We start from the raw sequence: 15,665 nt of genomic DNA, 5'->3' as shown, positions 1-15,665 counted from the left end.
GCCCCTTCGTGGTCGCCCTTGATCCGAAACAAACACAGGACCGACCGGCTTGCCTAGACGCATTCTCGACCGCCTGAACACCCGTCTCGAGCGCATCCTGCCCGAACAGCGGCTGTTTCTGAAATCAGACAGCGCCACGCGGTTCGTCCGACTGCGCCCCCTCACGCAGGCGAGCGTCTTGGCGATTGGCGCTGGCGTATTCGTGTGGTCGATGGTCGCGACCTCGATGCTCTTCATCGACGGGATTTCCTCTGGCGGGGCCGCGCAGAACGACAAGGTTGCGAAAATCGCTTTCGAGCGACGCCTCGACGCGCTCTCGCAAGAGCGCGACGCCCGCGCGGCCGAGGCTCTCGCCGCTCAAGACCGCTTCCAGACCGCCCTCGAGCAGGTCTCGAAGATGCAATCCGCGCTGCTCGCCTCGGAAGAGCGCAAGCGCGAGCTGGAAACCGGGATCGGCGTGATTCAGGCGACTCTGCGCCGCACCATGGAAGAGCGCGACAACGCCCGCCTCGCACTCGCCAAGGCCGAGGGCAAAGGCCCCGATGCCGGCCCCACCCCGGCTGCCCGCGCGGAGGACATGGCGAAAACGGTCGACATGCTGACCAGCGCACTCGGAGAGACAGCCAAGGAACGCGACACAGCGAATGCCGACGCCAAGACCGCGCAGCTGCAGATGGACAAGATCGCGCTGCAGAAGCGGCTTCTCGAACAGCGCAACGACGAGATCTTCACCACGCTCGAAGGCGCCGTGAAAATCTCGATGGAGCCGCTCGACAAGGTGTTCAAGCAGGCCGGCATGGACCCCGATCACGTCCTCAAGGAGATCAAGCGCGGCTATTCGGGCACCGGCGGGCCGCTCTCGCCGATCTCGCTCTCGACCAAGGGCACAGCCGATCTCGACGGCGATACCGCCCGCGCCGAGAACATCCTGCGCAAGCTCGACGAGATGAACATGTATCGCATCGCCGTCGACAAGCTGCCGCTCTCGATGCCCGTGAAGGCGCATTTCCGGTTCTCCTCGCCCTTCGGTTGGCGCTGGGGCCGGATGCATGAGGGCGTCGATATGGCGGCTCCGATCGGCACCAAGGTCTACGCGCCCGCCGATGGCGTCGTGATCGCAGCCGAGCACGAGCGCGGCTACGGCAACATCATCAAGATCCGCCACGACTTCGGCATCACCACCCGCTACGGTCACCTGAACAAATTCCACGTGAAAGTCGGGCAAAAGGTGTCGCAAGGCGAGTGGATTGCTGATATGGGCAATACCGGACACTCCACGGGACCGCATCTGCACTACGAGGTCCGGCTCGGAGGCAAGCCAATTAACCCGATGACCTTCATCAAGGCTGGTAAGAATGTTTTCTAAATCGAAAATCCATGAACCGGGCCCCAAGGCCGACGGCGACAAGCCCAAATCCGCTGAAAGCGCGACCGCTCCGAGCCGCCCCACGTCCAGCTCGAGCGACTACACGCCGAGCTCCGCGCCGCGCTCCAAGCCCGCGCCCTCGGTTCTCTCCTCGGACCTGACCATCACCGGCAACGTCAAGACGACCGGCGACATCCAGATCGAAGGCACCGTCGAAGGCGACATCCGCGCCCACCTGCTGACCGTCGGCGAAAGCGCCACGATCAAGGGTGAGATCATGGCAGACGACGTCGTGGTCAATGGCCGCGTCGTGGGCCGTGTGCGCGGCCTGAAGGTGCGCCTGACCTCAACCGCACGCGTCGAAGGCGACATCATTCACAAAACCATCGCGATCGAGAGCGGCGCGCATTTCGAAGGCTCGGTGCAGCGTCAGGACGACCCGCTGCAGACCGGTCAGGGCACGCCGAAGCTCGCGCCGCCGGCCTCCGAGGCTGCTGCAGCCGCTGCGGCTCCGACGGGTTCGGAACAGAAATAAAATCAGGCGATAGCCAGAGCAGGAGGGGCGGCCGATCGGGTCGCCCTTTTATTTTGCGCCGGTGCCATTTCCGAGCGGGCAGCAGGGGCGCTGCCCCTCTTCGCATTCGCGAATTCACGCCGGGATATTTGCGCCAAGCCGAAAGAATATCCAGTTTTCTCGCCCTGGCGGAAATATCCCGGGGCGCGCGCGCAGCGCGGGGCGGAGCACCCTAGACCGACCCCACAGAAAAGCGCGCCGCGTGGGGATGCCACGGGCGCGCCTAGTTGGAATGGCGGGACATCGGGCCGGAAGTAGCCCCTGCCCCGCTCGGGTTATTTCACGACCGTCTCCGGTCCCATCGCCATCGTCGGCAGCCATGTCGACAGGAACGGCACGTAGGTGACCAGGATCAGGAAGACGAAGAGCACGGCGAGGAAGGGCGCGGCCGCCTTCACGACCCGCATGATCGGCATTCCTGCCACGCCTGAGGTTACGAAAAGGTTCAGACCCACCGGCGGCGTGATCATCCCGATCTCCATGTTCACAACCATGATGATGCCGAGATGGATCGGATCGACGCCCAGCTCCATCGCGATCGGGAAGACCAGCGGGGCGACGATCAGGATGAGGCCTGAAGGCTCCATGAACTGCCCGCCGATCAGCAGGATGACGTTGACGATCACGAGGAACATGATCTTGCCGAGACCTGCGCCGAGGAGCGCCTCGGTGATCTTCTGCGGAATTTGCTCGTCGGTCAGGACGTGCTTGAGGATCAGCGCGTTGGCGATGATGAACATCAGTGTGATTGTCAGCTTGCCCGCCTCGAACAGGGTATCGCGCGTGCCCTTGTGCCAAATGGCGGTGATCAGTGCCTGCGGCTTCTTCAGAAGTGAGGTTTTTCGCTCGCCCTCGTCGAGCGGGCCCATGTCGCGATAGATGAAGTTCGCGACGAACCATGCATAGACGGCGGCGACGGCAGCGGCCTCGGTGGGGGTGAAGATACCACCCGTGATGCCGGGGATACCGTAGAGGCCCACCATGATGATCGCGATCAGCATCAGGCCCCAGAACGCGTCGACGAAGCTTGCAGCGACTTCGCCCCAGCCCTGCCACTCGCCTTTCGGAAGGTTGCGCTTGATCGCGAAGAACAGGATCGTGGCCATCAGCATCACGCCCGCAAGAAGGCCCGGAATGACGCCCGCAAGGAACATCCGGCCCACCGACACGTCGGTCGCCGAAGCATAGACGACCATCACGATCGACGGCGGTATCAGGATGCCGAGCGTGCCGGCGTTACAAATAACGCCAGCGGCGAAATCCTTGGAGTAGCCCACCTGACGCATCGCCGCGATGACGATGGAGCCGATGGCGACCACGGTTGCAGGCGACGAGCCCGAGAGCGCCGCGAACAGCATACAGGCGAATACGCCCGCGATGGCCAGTCCGCCCGGCAGGTGCCCTACCACGGCGATGGCGAAGCGGATGATCCGCTGCGCCACACCCCCGGTAGACATGAAGCTCGAGGCGAGGATGAAGAACGGGATCGCCAGCAGCGTCGCGTGGTTGTCCATCGCGTCGTAGAGCGACTGCGCGATGGAGGCGAGCGAGGCGTCCGAAAAGATCAGCAGGAACAGCGTCGAGGCCAGGCCAAGAGAGACCGCGATCGGCACGCCGATCAGCATGAAGCCGATCACCATCACGAAAAGGAACAGGATATCCATGCCTCAGTCACCCTTGTTGAAATGGGCCACGTCGGCCACTTGGTCTTCGGCTTCGTGGCTCACGATCAGCGCCGCACGCGTGCCCGTGGCGACCCCGATCGCCGCCTGTACGAAGCGGATCAGCAAAAGCGTCACGCCGATCGGCAGGATCAGATAGGGGATGAAACGCGGCAACTTGTCATAGGCCTCGCCCATGTTGAACCGGTCGCCGAGCCAGACGGCGAGCCAATCCGCGATCGGTACCTGGTCGGTCTCGTAGAAGGCGCGGTCGCGCGTCTCCTGGAAGCCGGTCGGGAACCAGCGCCCCGAGGTCTGCTCGAACCCGGCGAACGGCGCCCAGTAATCCCAAGCCCCTTTCAGCAGCAGGACCGCGTAGAGAATGCACAGGCCCGCCGCGACGAGGCTCATGGCCTTGCGCGGTCCGGGGCGCAGCATGTTGATAATTGCATCGACGCCCAGATGCGCGGTCACTTTCACCGCGTAGCTCATGCCCAGAAGTACCAGCCAGGCAAACAGGATCAGCGTCGTCTCCAGCCCCCAGATCAGCGAGGAGTTGAAGACGTAGCGCAGTACGACATTGACGAAGGTGATCACCGTCATGACGCCGAGGATCAACGCGATCAGCGTCTCCTCGAGGTTGTGGATCGCCCGCGAAAACCCGTTACGCGGCTCATAGCGCTGGCTCATGGCTCACTCCGGTCTGAGGTCGAGAGGTGAAAGTGGCGCGCGCGGGTGATGTGGGGGCCGCGCGCGCCGTGAGATCGGGCGACGGGTGGGGTCCGTCGCCCGTCCGTTCCGGATCAGTGCTTGGCGTTGATCGCCTGCGCTGCGTCGATGTTTTCCTGACCGACGTCATCCTTGAACTGGTCCCAGACCGGTTTCATCGCATCGACCCATTGCTGGCGCTGCTCGGGCGTCAGTTCGCGGATCGTCGCACCGGCATCGAGGATCGCCTGACGGTTCTCTTCGTTGACCTGGTTCACGGCGGCGTTGCGCTCCTGCGTGACCTCGTCGAGGATCGACTTGATCTGGTCACGCATCGCCGGATCGAGGCTGTCCCACCAGTCGACCGAGGTCACGACCATGTAGTCGAGCAGGCCGTGGTTGGTTTCGGTGATGCCGTCCTGCACTTCGTAGAACTTCTGCCCGTAGATGTTCGACCAAGTGTTCTCCTGCCCGTCAACCACGCCGGTCTGCAGCGCGCCATAGACTTCCGAGAAGGCCATCGGCTGCGGCGACGCCCCCAGCGCTTCCATCTGCGCGATCAGCACGTCGGAGGGCTGCACGCGGAACTTCAGACCCTTGGCGTCGCCCGGCACCAGCAGCGGCTTGTTGGCCGAGAACTGCTTGAGGCCGTTATGCCAGAAATCGAGGCCCAGCAGACCGCGACGCACCATCGCCTCTTTCATCGACTGGCCGACTTCGGAATTCTGGAATTCGTCCACGGCTTCCATGTTCTTGAACATGAAGGGCAGATCGAAGATGCGGTATTTCTTGGTGAAGGTCTCGAATTTCGACAGCGAGGGCGCAGCCATCTGCACGTCGCCCTGCAGCATCGCTTCCAGCACCTGATCATCGTTGTAGAGGGTGGAGTTCGGGTAGACTTCGACGCAGGCCTTGCCGTCCATCTCTTCGTTCACGCGCTTGGCGAACAGCGCCGCCGCGATCCCTTTCGGGTGCTTGTCGGTATTGGTGACGTGGCTGAACTTGATGACCATTTCGCCTTCGTCGCAGCCCGTCGGATCGGCCATTGCGACCGAGGCCGAAGCCATGAGGGCGAGCGCCGAAACGGCGGCGGTAAATTTCTTCATAATGTCCTCCCGGTATTCATGTCACGCCGGTCCTCCCCGGCATCGGGGCAAGCAGAAAGGCGCCGAGAGATCCGATCAACTGTTTCGTGAAGCTCTTGTGACAATGCCGAATAACCAATCTAAGTCAAAGCCTTACGAGAAATCCCCAACCCCGCGTCGACGAGAGGTGTGCGAAATCCCGCACAGATACAGGCGGCTTCGTGCGAATCCTCGCCCGCCCCTAGTCGCGGTAATCGTCGGGCCGCAGCCCATGGCGTGCGAGCTTGTCGTAGAAGGTCTTGCGCGGCAGCTTCAGCGCGGCCGCCGCCTCGGTCGCGTTGCCGCCCGCGCGGGTCAGCGCCTCGGCCAGCAGCGACTTCTCGACCGCCGCCATCCGCTCGGACAGGCCCAGCTCCGCCGGCGGCTCGCCCGCCTCCAGCCCCATCGCGAAGCGCATCGCCTCCGACATAAGCGCGCGGGCATTGCCGGGCCAGTCGCGGGCCATCAGCTGTGCGGTCATCTCGGCCGGGATTTCGGGCGCGCGCAGGTTGGCCTGTTCGCAGGCCGTGGCGACATAGTGGCGAAACAGCGCGGGAATGTCCTCGGGGCGTTCCGACAGCGAGGGGATACGCACCTTCAACGCCTCCAGCCGCCAGTAGAGATCGGGGTGGAAGCGCCCAGCCCGCGCCTCGCCTGGCAGGTCGCGATAGGTGCCCGCGATAAGGCGCGTGGCAGGCCGGGTCTCCAAGAGCTCGATCAGCGCGAATTGCGCCGGGCGCGGCAGGTCGGCCACCTCGTCTAGGTAAAGCGTGCCGCCCTCGGCCTGCGCGAAACCGGCCTCCAGCGCCTCCACGTCGAGGCCCGCCGCGGCGAGTTTAACGAAGGGACGGCGCGCATTGGTCGAGAGCAGATGGATCACCTCGGCGAGCTTGGAATTGCCCGCACCCGGCGCGCCGGTGATCAGCACCTCGGCGCCCGAGCGCGCCGCGCGACGGGCCGCTTCGCGCAGGCCCTCCGCCACCGGAGAGTCGCCAACCAGCATCCGTGCCGCGGCATCGCCACGCTTGCCGGCGGCCCGCGAGAACCGCGCTTCCATCACGCGCGCGCGCGTTTCCAGCGCCTTCTCGACAACGGCCAGCAAGTCTTTCCCTGCGCAAGGCTTTTCCAGAAAGTCGAACGCGCCCGCTGCCATCGCGCGCACTGCCATCGGCACATCGGCCTCGCCGGTCAGCAGGACGACGGGCAGCTCCGCATCGGCCTTCTGCACGAGGTCCAGCAGCGCGAACCCGTCCTTCCCGGGCATCCGGATATCGGTGACCACGATCCCCTCGAACTCGGTCGAGATATGGTCCTTCGCTTCGATATAGCTCCCTGCGAGCGTCGGCTTCAGCCCAGCCAGTTCCAGCGTCTGGCCTAGCGCCTCGCGCACCGCGCGGTCGTCATCGACAAAGAGAACCCGGCGCATCATGTCTCCACCTCGGTTGGTCTGGGTTGGCTCGCAGCTTCGCGCAGATCGATGGTGAAGCGCGCCCCGCCCCCCGGAACATTCTCGCCGCGCAGGTTGCCTCCGAACCCTTGCACAAGCCCGTAAGAGATCGAAAGGCCGAGGCCAAGCCCCTCTGCCGATCCGGCTTCCTTGGTCGAGTAGAACGGATCGAAGATGCGCTCGGGATCGCGGATGCCCGGGCCGGTGTCGCGCAGGCTGAGGCGGATCATGCCATGCGCGCGCGCCATGCGGATCGTCAGGCGGCGCTCGGGCTGGCCCTCCATCGCCTCGATCGCGTTCGAGATCAGGTTGATGACGACCTGACTGAGCCGCACCTCGCCGCCCATAACGATGGCGGGGAAATCAGGACGCTGCCAGTCGACGGTGACGCCCGCGCGCTTCAGCCGTTCGTCGAGCATCTCGAGCGCGCTTTCCACCACCGCCGCGAGACCGACGCGGGTCGCGGGTTCGCTCTCCTGCCGCGCAAAGGCGCGCAGATTGCGGATGATGCGCGCCATACGGTGCGCCATCGCGCCGATCTTACCCAGCGTTTCGCCCGCCTCTTCTGTCCGACCGCGATCGAGCAGCAATTCAGCATTCTCTGCATAAGACGAGATCGCCATCAGCGGCTGGTTCAGCTCGTGACTGATCCCCGCCGACATCTGCCCCAACGCGGACAGCTTGCCCGCCTGCACCAGCTCGGCCTGCGTGCGGCGCAATTCCTCGTTCGCGGTCGACAGCTCCGCCGTGCGCTCCGCCACGCGAACCTCAAGCGCGGCATTGGCTTCGGCCAACGCGCGCCTGCGCTCCCACAATGCGAAGATCACCGCCCCCACGGCCAGAAACCCGGCCGCCGTCGAGAGCGCGGCAAGCCGCGCCGCGCGCAGCACCGGATCGGCGGCGGCGAGCGCGTGACCCTCCATCTGAATCACCGGCAATTCGCGCGACACATCCAGCGCGGGACCGGCGAGCGAGCCATCCCCCGACACCAGACGATGGCCCGCCAGATTGCGTTCGCGCAAGTGAAGCACCCCGGCGAGCGAGCCCGCCGGATAGGTCGCGGGATCGGGGCGTGCGCCCGGTTCGGACAACAGCACCAGATCGGTCCGATTGGTCAGGAAGCTCACCCCGTCGGCATCGGTAAACCAGACGGGCACCGGGTTGCCGCGCCCCTCGGCCTCGACATCCTCGGCATTCAGCCGCAGCAGCACGATCCCCGAGACGCGGCCGCCAGAGGCGAAGACAGGGGCGGCGAAGACGAACAGCCGGTCGCCGGTATCGGGATCGACGAAATGCTCTGACCCAGTCGCGCCTTGCGCGGCGCGGGCCAGCGCCCGGTTCATCGTGACCCGATCGGGACTGTCCGCAGGGCCCGCGAGCACCGTGCCTCCCGGCGCGATCAGCCAGATGTCGCGCGCGCCCGCGTGGTCGGCCAAGCGCTGCAAGGTCAGGCTCACCGCGTCATCGCGCCACGTGCCGACCGCCTTGCCCCCTTCGGCAAAACGCCCCGCCAGCGCGACTACGTCGGGATGATCGGCGGCCAGAACGGCCACTTCGCGAAACTGCAGAAGGGCCGCCACCAGACGATCCGAGGCCAGCCGCAGGTCGGACTGCCCCTGCGCCTCGATCCGCGCCAGACCCTCGCGCGCCGAGACCCGCCACACCCCGATCGAGGCGGCGAGCGTCAGCGCGATCCAGATGAGCAATATGGCGACACGGCCCAGCATCAGCACTCTCCCGCCCTTTCCTTGCGACCAACGGCGCGGCAATGCAAGGCGGCGTGTTCGCTTGGTCTTGCATCCCGCGGCGCCTTCTGCCCAATCTGGCCTCCGTCCAAACGGAGCGCCGATGCAGACCCTTTCCCAATCCCCGCTCGACCCAGATTTCGTGCAGAACCCTTACCCGTTCTATGACCGCGTGCGTCAAGGCGCGCCTCTCGTTCAATGGCCCGAATACGGGTTTCACGTGACTGCGCGCGCCGCGATCGTCGGCGCGGCGCTGCGGGACCGGCGGTTGGGGCGCGAAGCCCCGCCAGAACACGCGGTGGAGGTTCCGAAGCATCTCGAGCCCTTCTATGCGATCGAACGTCATTCGATGCTGGAGTTGGAGGCGCCGACCCACACCCGCCTGCGCAAGCTGGTGACGAAGGCCTTCACTCCGCGCCGGATCGCAGGCATGGAGGACGAGATCGCGACACTCTGCCACCGGCTGGTCGACGAACTGCCCGAGGGCGGCTGCGACCTGCTGGAGCATTTCGCGAAACCCCTTCCGGTGATCGTGATTGCTCGGCTTCTGGGCGTGCCGGAGAAGGATGCCGACAAGCTTCTCGCGTGGTCGAACGCGATGGTGCAGATGTATCAGGCCCGCCGCGACATCAGCCTCGAAGAAGACGCGGCGCGGGCCTCAGCGGAATTCGCGGAGTATCTCGGGGATCTGATCGAGACCCGCCGCAAAGCGCCCGGCGACGATCTGATCTCGGAACTGATCGCGGTCGAGGAGGAAGGCGTTCACCTGAGCCGCGACGAGCTGATTTCCACCGTGATCCTGCTCCTGAACGCGGGTCACGAGGCGACCGTCCACCAGATCGGCAACAGCGTGAAGACCCTCGTCGAGCAGACCGTCGCGCCGCATTGGCTGGAGCCAGAGCGGATAGACGGCACGGTAGAGGAACTTCTGCGTTTCGATCCGCCGCTGCACTTGTTCACGCGATGGCTCTACGAGGACATGGAGTTTCAGGGGCAAATGCTGCGGAAAGGCGAACGGATCGGGCTGCTACTCGCCGGTGCGAACCGCGACCCGTCGGCTTGGGACGATCCGAGCGCCTTCGACCCGTCCCGCCCGGTGCGCATCAATTTCAGTTTCGGCGCGGGGGCGCATTTCTGCATCGGCGCGCCGCTGGCCCGGCTGGAGTTGAAACTCGCGCTGCCGATTCTGATGGAGCGGCTACAGGGGCTCGATCTGCCGCGCCGCCCTTATTACGCCGATCTCTACCATTTCCACGGGCTGGAGAAGCTGGAGACCACCTACACCAAGCGCTGATCGCTCACAGCGGCAGTGCGGTGGTGGATTTCAGCTCTTCCATCGACAGAAGCGCCGTGACGTTGTGAATTTTCACTTCCGAGATCAGCGCCTGATAGAAGCGGTCATAGGCGCGCGCATTCTCGACCCGCACTTTCAGGATGTAGTCGATATCGCCGGCAAGGCGGTGCGCTTCCATCACCTCGGGGCGCGCGCGCAGGGTGGCGAGGAACTTGTCCTGCCATTCGGCCTCGTGCTCGGACGTTCGGATCAGCACGAAGAAACAGGCATCGAACCCAAGCGCCTCGGGATCGAGGATCGCGGTCTGCTTTCCGATCACCCCCGCCGTGCGCAATTTGCGAATCCGGTTCCAGACCGGGGTCTTGGAAGAGCCTGTTTTCCGCGCGATTTCGTCGAGCGACTGGCTCGCATCGTCCTGTAGCTCCGCGAGGATTTTCCGATCCAGCTCGTCGATCTGCACCGCCATTCCGATTTCCCTCCGATAGAAAGAAGATTGTTACTCCCATCAAATTCATAAGGAACAAATGTCCTTATTGGCAAGGGCATATAGCCAAAAACGAGAACATTTTCCTATATTAACGCTCAAGACGCAGACGAGGAGCGTGACATGGAAACTCTCGAAACTCAGACCCAGGTGACCCTTGCCGGCGCAGGTCCGGGCGACCCGGACCTGCTGACCGTGGCGGTGCTGCGCGAGATGACGTGCGCCGATGTCATCCTGCACGACACGCTGGTGAGCGCCGAGGTGCTCGCACTTGCAGGTCCGCAGGCGAAGTTGATCGAGACCGGCAAGACCGGTTTCGGCCCCTCGATGAAGCAAAGCGACATCTCGGACCTGATCGTCCGCCTCGCGCGCGAGGGGCAGCGGGTGCTCCGCCTGAAATCCGGCGATCCGGGTGTGTTCGGGCGGCTGGGCGAAGAGCTGGACGCGCTCGACGCGGCCGGAATCGCCTATCGCGTGCTGCCGGGCATCACCGCCGCTTCCGCCGCCGCCGCATCGCTCGGCCAGAGCCTTACCGAACGCGGCCGCAATCGCGAGCTGCGCCTGCTCACCGGCCATGACGCCGACGGGCTCGCCGAACAGGATTGGACGGCGCTCGCTCGTCCCGGCGCGGTCGCGGCGATCTACATGGGCAAGCGCGCGGCCCGCTACGTGCAAGGGCGCCTGATGATGCATGGCGCCTCCCCCGCGACCCCGGCCTGCGTGGTCGAGAACGCTTCGCGCGCCGATCAGGTGATCCGCCCCGCGACGCTCGCCACCCTGCCCACCGTTACCGCCGAGGCCAAGGGCCCCGCCGTGATCCTGCTGGGCCTCGCCCCGCGCGACGCCCGCATCGCCCTGAAGGAGGTCGCGCTATGAGCAAGAAATTCATCCCCGGCGTGATCAGCGCCAACGATCTGCGCGAAGGCCATGTCGTCTACATGAACGACGCGGGCCAATGGGTTCTGCGCCTGAGCGACGCCGCTTTCCTCGACGATCCGGTGATTGCCGAGATGTGGCTCGATCTGGCCAATGCGCAGCCCGACAAAGTCGTCGGCGCCTATCTCGCGCCCGCCACGCTTGGCCCGAATGGCCCCGAGCCCGCGCATTTCCGCGAGGCCTTCCGCGCCTCCGGCCCTTCCATCGAGCTACCCGGGAGCTGATCCATGTTCCAACCCAGCGATTTCGACCGCGCCGCCGTCCGCGCGCGCGCCGAGCAGTTTCGCCATCAGGTCGCGCGCCGCCTCGACGGCAGCCTGACCGAAGACGAGTTCAAGCCGCTGCGCCTGATGAACGGGCTCTATCTGCAGCTGCACGCCTACATGCTGCGCGTGGCGATCCCCTATGGCACGATCAACGCGCGGCAAATGTGCCAGCTCGCCAAGATCGCAGATGTCTGGGATCGCGGCTATGGGCATTTCACGACGCGCCAGAACATCCAGTTCAACTGGCCGAAGCTGGTCGATGTGCCGGACATGATCGACGCGCTGGCCGATGTCGGCATGCACGCGATCCAGACCTCGGGCAACGCGATCCGCAACACGACGACGGACGCCTTCGCGGGCGCCGCCGCCGACGAGATCGCCGATCCGCGCCCCTATGCGGAGTTGATCCGCCAATGGTCCACCGACCATCCGGAATTCCAGTTCCTGCCGCGCAAGTTCAAGATCGCGATCAATGGCGCGCGCGCCGACCGCGCCGCGATCCGCGGCCACGATGTCGGCCTGCAAGTGGTCGAGCGCGAGGGCGAGATCGGTTTTCAGGTCTTCGTCGGCGGCGGTCTTGGCCGCACCCCGATGATCGCGAAGGAACTGCGCAGCTTCCTGCCAGTGGCCGATCTGCTGCCCTATCTGGAGTCGATCGTAGCGGCCTGGAACCTCGCAGGCCGGCGCGACAACAAGTATAAGGCACGCATCAAGATCACCGTGCATGAGCTTGGAATCGAGACGTTTTCCGAGATGGTCGAGGCCGAATTCCCGGCCCGCCGCGCGGCCTTCAAAGGTGCCGATCAGGCGATCCTCGCCGATCTCAAGGCGCAATTCGCCCCGCCCGTGCTGCCCGCGCGGGAGAGCGAAAGCTTCGAAGCCGCGCTCAATGTCGATGCGCTGCTGCGCGACTGGGCCGCGCGCTCGGTCTCGCCCCACCACAACCCCGATTACGCGGTCGTCACGGTAAGCCTGAAGGATCACGGCGCGCCTCCGGGCGATGCCACCTCGGACCAGATGCGCCTGTTGGCGGAGCTTGCCGAACGCTACGGCCAGTCGGAGCTGCGCATCAGCCACGAGCAGAACGTGATCCTGCCGCATATCGCGAAGGCCGATCTGCCCGCGCTGTTCGAGGCCCTGCGCAAGGGCGGCCTCGCGACTGCGAATATCGGCCTGACCTCGGATATCATCGCCTGCCCCGGCATGGATTACTGCGCGCTGGCCACGGCCCGCTCGATCCCGCTGGCACAGCAGATTGCGACCCATTTCCGCGACCTCGGGCTGGAGCAGGAGATCGGTGCGCTCAAGATCAAGATTTCGGGCTGCATCAACGCCTGCGGTCACCACCATCTGGGCCATATCGGCATCCTCGGTCTCGACCGCGCGGGCGTGGAGAACTACCAGATCACGCTTGGCGGCGACGCGACCGAGACGATGGCGCTTGGCGAGCGCGCTGGCCCCGGCTTTGCCTATACGGAGGTGATCCCCGCGCTGGAGCGTCTGCTGCGTGCCTATCTCGAACTGCGCGAAAACGCGACCGAGAGCTTCCTCGAAACGCTGCGTCGCCTTGGCCCGGACCCGTTCAAAGAGGCGCTCTATGCAGAGGCTCAACGCCATGCCGCTCAATGATCGCCCGGATATCGCAACGCGCGTCGCCGGGCTGAACGAACGCTACCGCCACCACGCCGCGACCGCGGTGATGGAGCGGGCGTTGCGGGACGCTGACGTGGGCGAAGTCGCGCTGGTCTCCTCCTTCGGGGCGGAGTCGGTGGTGCTCTTGCATATGGTCTCGGTGATCGCGCCCGGCACGCCGGTGCTGTTCATCGACACGCAGATGCTGTTTCCTGAGACGCTCGCCTATCAGCGCGACGTCGCGCACAAGCTGGGCCTGACGAATGTGCAGGTGATCCAGGCCGATCGGGCCGCGATCGCCCGCGACGATCCGGATGGAACTTTGCACCAGTACAGCACCGATGCCTGCTGCACACTGCGCAAGACGGTGCCGCTGGAAAACGCGCTCTCGGGCTATGACGCCTGGATCACCGGGCGCAAACGCTTTCAGGGCGGCCAGCGCGCGGCGCTCGACTTCTTCGAGGTCGAGACCGAGGCGCGGATGAAGATCAACCCGCTCGCCCATTGGGACAAGCAGGATGTGCAGGATTACATGGTCGAGAACCGCCTGCCGCGCCACCCGCTCGTGGCGCAAGGCTATCCCTCGATCGGCTGCGCGCCCTGCACCTCGCCTGTGAAACCGGGCGAGGACGAACGCGCGGGCCGCTGGCGCGGCGCCGCCAAGACCGAATGCGGCATCCACTTCATCGGCGGCAAGGCCGTACGTGTGAACAGTGAGGGCCAAGTGATTGAGAACAAGGAGAATGTGGCATGAGCGTGATCGTTCGCGACGACGGCTTCCACGAGGATGACTTCACCGGGGCGAGCCTCGATATCGCGCCGGAGACCGATGCGGGATACCTGCCCGCGCTGATCGACGGCGCCGAGATGATCCGCGTCCTGTTCCCGACCTTCTCGGACGGGCGTGGCTTCTCGCTGGCGCGCCGCATCCGTGCGCTCGGCTATTCCGGCCGGCTGCGCGCGGCGGGCCCGCTGATCGCGGATCAATACGCGATGGCGCGGCGCGTCGGCTTTGACGAGGTCGAAATCCCACCGGAGCTGGCCGAGCGCCAACCGCAGGCGCAATGGCTCTTCCGCGCCGACTGGGCCGCGCATGACTACCGCGCGCGGCTTGCCGGCTGAGGCTTTCGCCCGCATCCGATATCCGATAAACCCCACCCGTGACCGGCAATTGAGCCAGATCAAGGGCCAGCGCTGACGCAAGCTGTATCCGATCTGCATATTTGCCAGACCGAGGCGCCTGCCCCGGCCCGAGAGAGATATGACAATGAACGAGAGCGCCGTGACCGAGATCCCCAAGGTGAAAACCCTGCCCGACGCGCAGACCGTGACCGAAGTGACCCACTGGACGGACCGGCTGTTTTCCTTCCGCGTGACGCGGCCGCAATCCCTGCGCTTCCGCTCGGGTGAATTCGTGATGATCGGACTGATGGGCGACAATGGCAAACCGCTGCTGCGCGCCTATTCCATCGCCTCGCCGAACTGGGACGAGGAGCTGGAATTCTACTCGATCAAGGTGCCCGACGGCCCGCTGACCTCGAAGCTGCAGCATATCAATGTGGGCGACCAGATCATCCTGCGTCCGAAGCCCGTGGGCACGCTGGTCCATGACGCGCTGCTGCCCGGCAAGCGCGTGTGGTTCCTCGCCACCGGCACCGGCATCGCGCCCTTCGCCTCGCTGATGCGCGACCCCGAGACCTACGACAAGTTCGACGAGGTCATCATGATGCATACCTGCCGGACCGTCGCCGAACTGGAATATGGCCGGCAGCTGGTCGAGAACCTGATCAACGATCCGCTGATCGGCGAGATGGTCGAGGGCAAGCTGAAATATTACCCGACCACGACTCGCGAGGAATCCCCCCATATGGGCCGGATCACCGACAATCTCGAGAACGGCAAGGTGTTCAAGGATCTCGGCCTCGAGCCGATGAACCCCGAGACCGACCGCGCGATGGTCTGCGGCTCGCTCGCCTTCAACAAGGACGTGATGGCGGTGCTCGAAGGGTTCGGCCTGCGCGAAGGCGCGAATTCCGAGCCCCGCGAATATGTGGTCGAGAAGGCCTTCGTCGGCGACGGCATCTGAGCATATCTGGGGGCGCTGCCCTCGCCGGCGCCGGACCGCGGCAAACGTCAGAGAATGAGGGGGCTCTACCCCCTCGGGCTTCGCCCTCACCCCCGGGATATTTGAACAAGCCCGATGGGAGCACCCGATGCGCGGCCGAACCGGTCGCGCCGGGTGCCGTCGGTCTTGACGGTCATCGGCGTCCCCGCCTGTACCGTGCTTCGTTTATCGCCGCGAATTAGTTGAATTCTCGTTAATGCCTTCGGGTTTGCGCATATATCCTCTTGGGGGGGGGCGCCAGCGCGCGGGCACAGAGCCCCTTCGTGACCCAGCGTTTTTTCCGTCACGGCTTGGGAGATCGCC

At 65.0% G+C, this 15,665-nt stretch carries 15 protein-coding genes; 9 read left to right on the top strand and 6 right to left on the bottom strand.

Annotated features, from left to right (window positions below; translation table 11 throughout):
- The first annotated feature begins 49 nt into the window (after positions 1–49).
- Entirely contained in the window at positions 50–1,366 is a 1,317-nt protein-coding gene (locus BMG03_RS08855) for a M23 family metallopeptidase (protein ID WP_075774586.1), read from the top strand.
- Positions 1,356–1,901 (top strand): bactofilin family protein, encoded by a 546-nt coding sequence (locus tag BMG03_RS08850; protein WP_075774585.1) that lies wholly within the window; start codon positions 1,356–1,358, stop codon positions 1,899–1,901. The genes BMG03_RS08855 and BMG03_RS08850 overlap by 11 nt, the downstream gene beginning before the upstream one ends.
- Positions 1,902–2,215: 314 nt before the next feature.
- Here the strand turns inward: BMG03_RS08850 and BMG03_RS08845 are convergent, their stop codons facing one another.
- The 5 genes from BMG03_RS08845 to BMG03_RS08825 form a co-directional block, all read right to left on the bottom strand.
- Positions 2,216–3,604 (bottom strand): TRAP transporter large permease, encoded by a 1,389-nt coding sequence (locus BMG03_RS08845; protein WP_075774584.1) that lies wholly within the window; start codon positions 3,602–3,604, stop codon positions 2,216–2,218.
- A gap of 3 nt (positions 3,605–3,607) precedes the next feature.
- The gene (locus BMG03_RS08840; RefSeq protein ID WP_075774583.1) at positions 3,608–4,291 is read right to left on the bottom strand and encodes a TRAP transporter small permease; all 684 of its coding nucleotides are present in this window, start codon (positions 4,289–4,291) and stop codon (positions 3,608–3,610) included.
- Between the two features lie 113 nt (positions 4,292–4,404).
- A complete protein-coding gene (locus BMG03_RS08835; protein ID WP_075774582.1) occupies positions 4,405–5,415 on the bottom strand; it encodes a TRAP transporter substrate-binding protein in 1,011 nt (336 codons plus the stop codon).
- Between the two features lie 220 nt (positions 5,416–5,635).
- Positions 5,636–6,862, bottom strand: coding sequence for a sigma-54-dependent transcriptional regulator (locus tag BMG03_RS08830; RefSeq protein WP_075774581.1), 1,227 nt, complete (start codon positions 6,860–6,862; stop codon positions 5,636–5,638).
- Entirely contained in the window at positions 6,859–8,607 is a 1,749-nt protein-coding gene (locus BMG03_RS08825; protein WP_075774580.1) for an ATP-binding protein, read from the bottom strand. Before BMG03_RS08825 ends, BMG03_RS08830 begins: the two co-directional genes overlap by 4 nt.
- Positions 8,608–8,728: 121 nt before the next feature.
- On the opposite strand from BMG03_RS08825, the gene BMG03_RS08820 reads away from it, so the two are divergent.
- Positions 8,729–9,919, top strand: a complete 1,191-nt coding sequence (locus BMG03_RS08820; RefSeq protein ID WP_075774579.1) for a cytochrome P450 — start codon at positions 8,729–8,731, stop codon at positions 9,917–9,919.
- Between the two features lie 4 nt (positions 9,920–9,923).
- Here the strand turns inward: BMG03_RS08820 and BMG03_RS08815 are convergent, their stop codons facing one another.
- Positions 9,924–10,385, bottom strand: coding sequence for an Lrp/AsnC family transcriptional regulator (locus BMG03_RS08815; RefSeq protein ID WP_075774578.1), 462 nt, complete (start codon positions 10,383–10,385; stop codon positions 9,924–9,926).
- A gap of 141 nt (positions 10,386–10,526) precedes the next feature.
- Between BMG03_RS08815 and cobA the strand changes: the two genes are divergently transcribed.
- The 6 genes from cobA (at position 10,527) to BMG03_RS08785 (ending at position 15,323) form a co-directional block, all read left to right on the top strand.
- On the top strand, positions 10,527–11,279 hold the full coding sequence (gene cobA, locus BMG03_RS08810) for a uroporphyrinogen-III C-methyltransferase (RefSeq protein WP_075774577.1): 753 nt from the start codon (positions 10,527–10,529) through the stop codon (positions 11,277–11,279).
- A complete protein-coding gene (locus tag BMG03_RS08805) occupies positions 11,276–11,563 on the top strand; it encodes a DUF2849 domain-containing protein (protein ID WP_075774576.1) in 288 nt (95 codons plus the stop codon). Before cobA ends, BMG03_RS08805 begins: the two co-directional genes overlap by 4 nt.
- Before the next feature lie 3 nt (positions 11,564–11,566).
- Positions 11,567–13,234, top strand: a complete 1,668-nt coding sequence (locus BMG03_RS08800) for a nitrite/sulfite reductase (protein ID WP_075774575.1) — start codon at positions 11,567–11,569, stop codon at positions 13,232–13,234.
- A complete protein-coding gene (locus tag BMG03_RS08795) occupies positions 13,221–13,991 on the top strand; it encodes a phosphoadenylyl-sulfate reductase (RefSeq protein ID WP_075774740.1) in 771 nt (256 codons plus the stop codon). The genes BMG03_RS08800 and BMG03_RS08795 overlap by 14 nt, the downstream gene beginning before the upstream one ends.
- Positions 13,988–14,359: a DUF934 domain-containing protein gene (locus BMG03_RS08790; protein ID WP_075774574.1), complete on the top strand. Its 372-nt coding sequence runs from the start codon at positions 13,988–13,990 to the stop codon at positions 14,357–14,359. The genes BMG03_RS08795 and BMG03_RS08790 overlap by 4 nt, the downstream gene beginning before the upstream one ends.
- A gap of 145 nt (positions 14,360–14,504) precedes the next feature.
- The gene (locus tag BMG03_RS08785; RefSeq protein ID WP_088719387.1) at positions 14,505–15,323 is read left to right on the top strand and encodes a ferredoxin--NADP reductase; all 819 of its coding nucleotides are present in this window, start codon (positions 14,505–14,507) and stop codon (positions 15,321–15,323) included.
- The last annotated feature ends 342 nt before the right edge of the window (positions 15,324–15,665 follow it).

Source organism: Thioclava nitratireducens (assembly GCF_001940525.2).
Classification (GTDB): domain Bacteria; phylum Pseudomonadota; class Alphaproteobacteria; order Rhodobacterales; family Rhodobacteraceae; genus Thioclava; species Thioclava nitratireducens.
The sequence above is the reverse complement of the archived record's forward strand: the minus strand, read 5'-3'. Positions and strand labels throughout refer to the sequence as shown.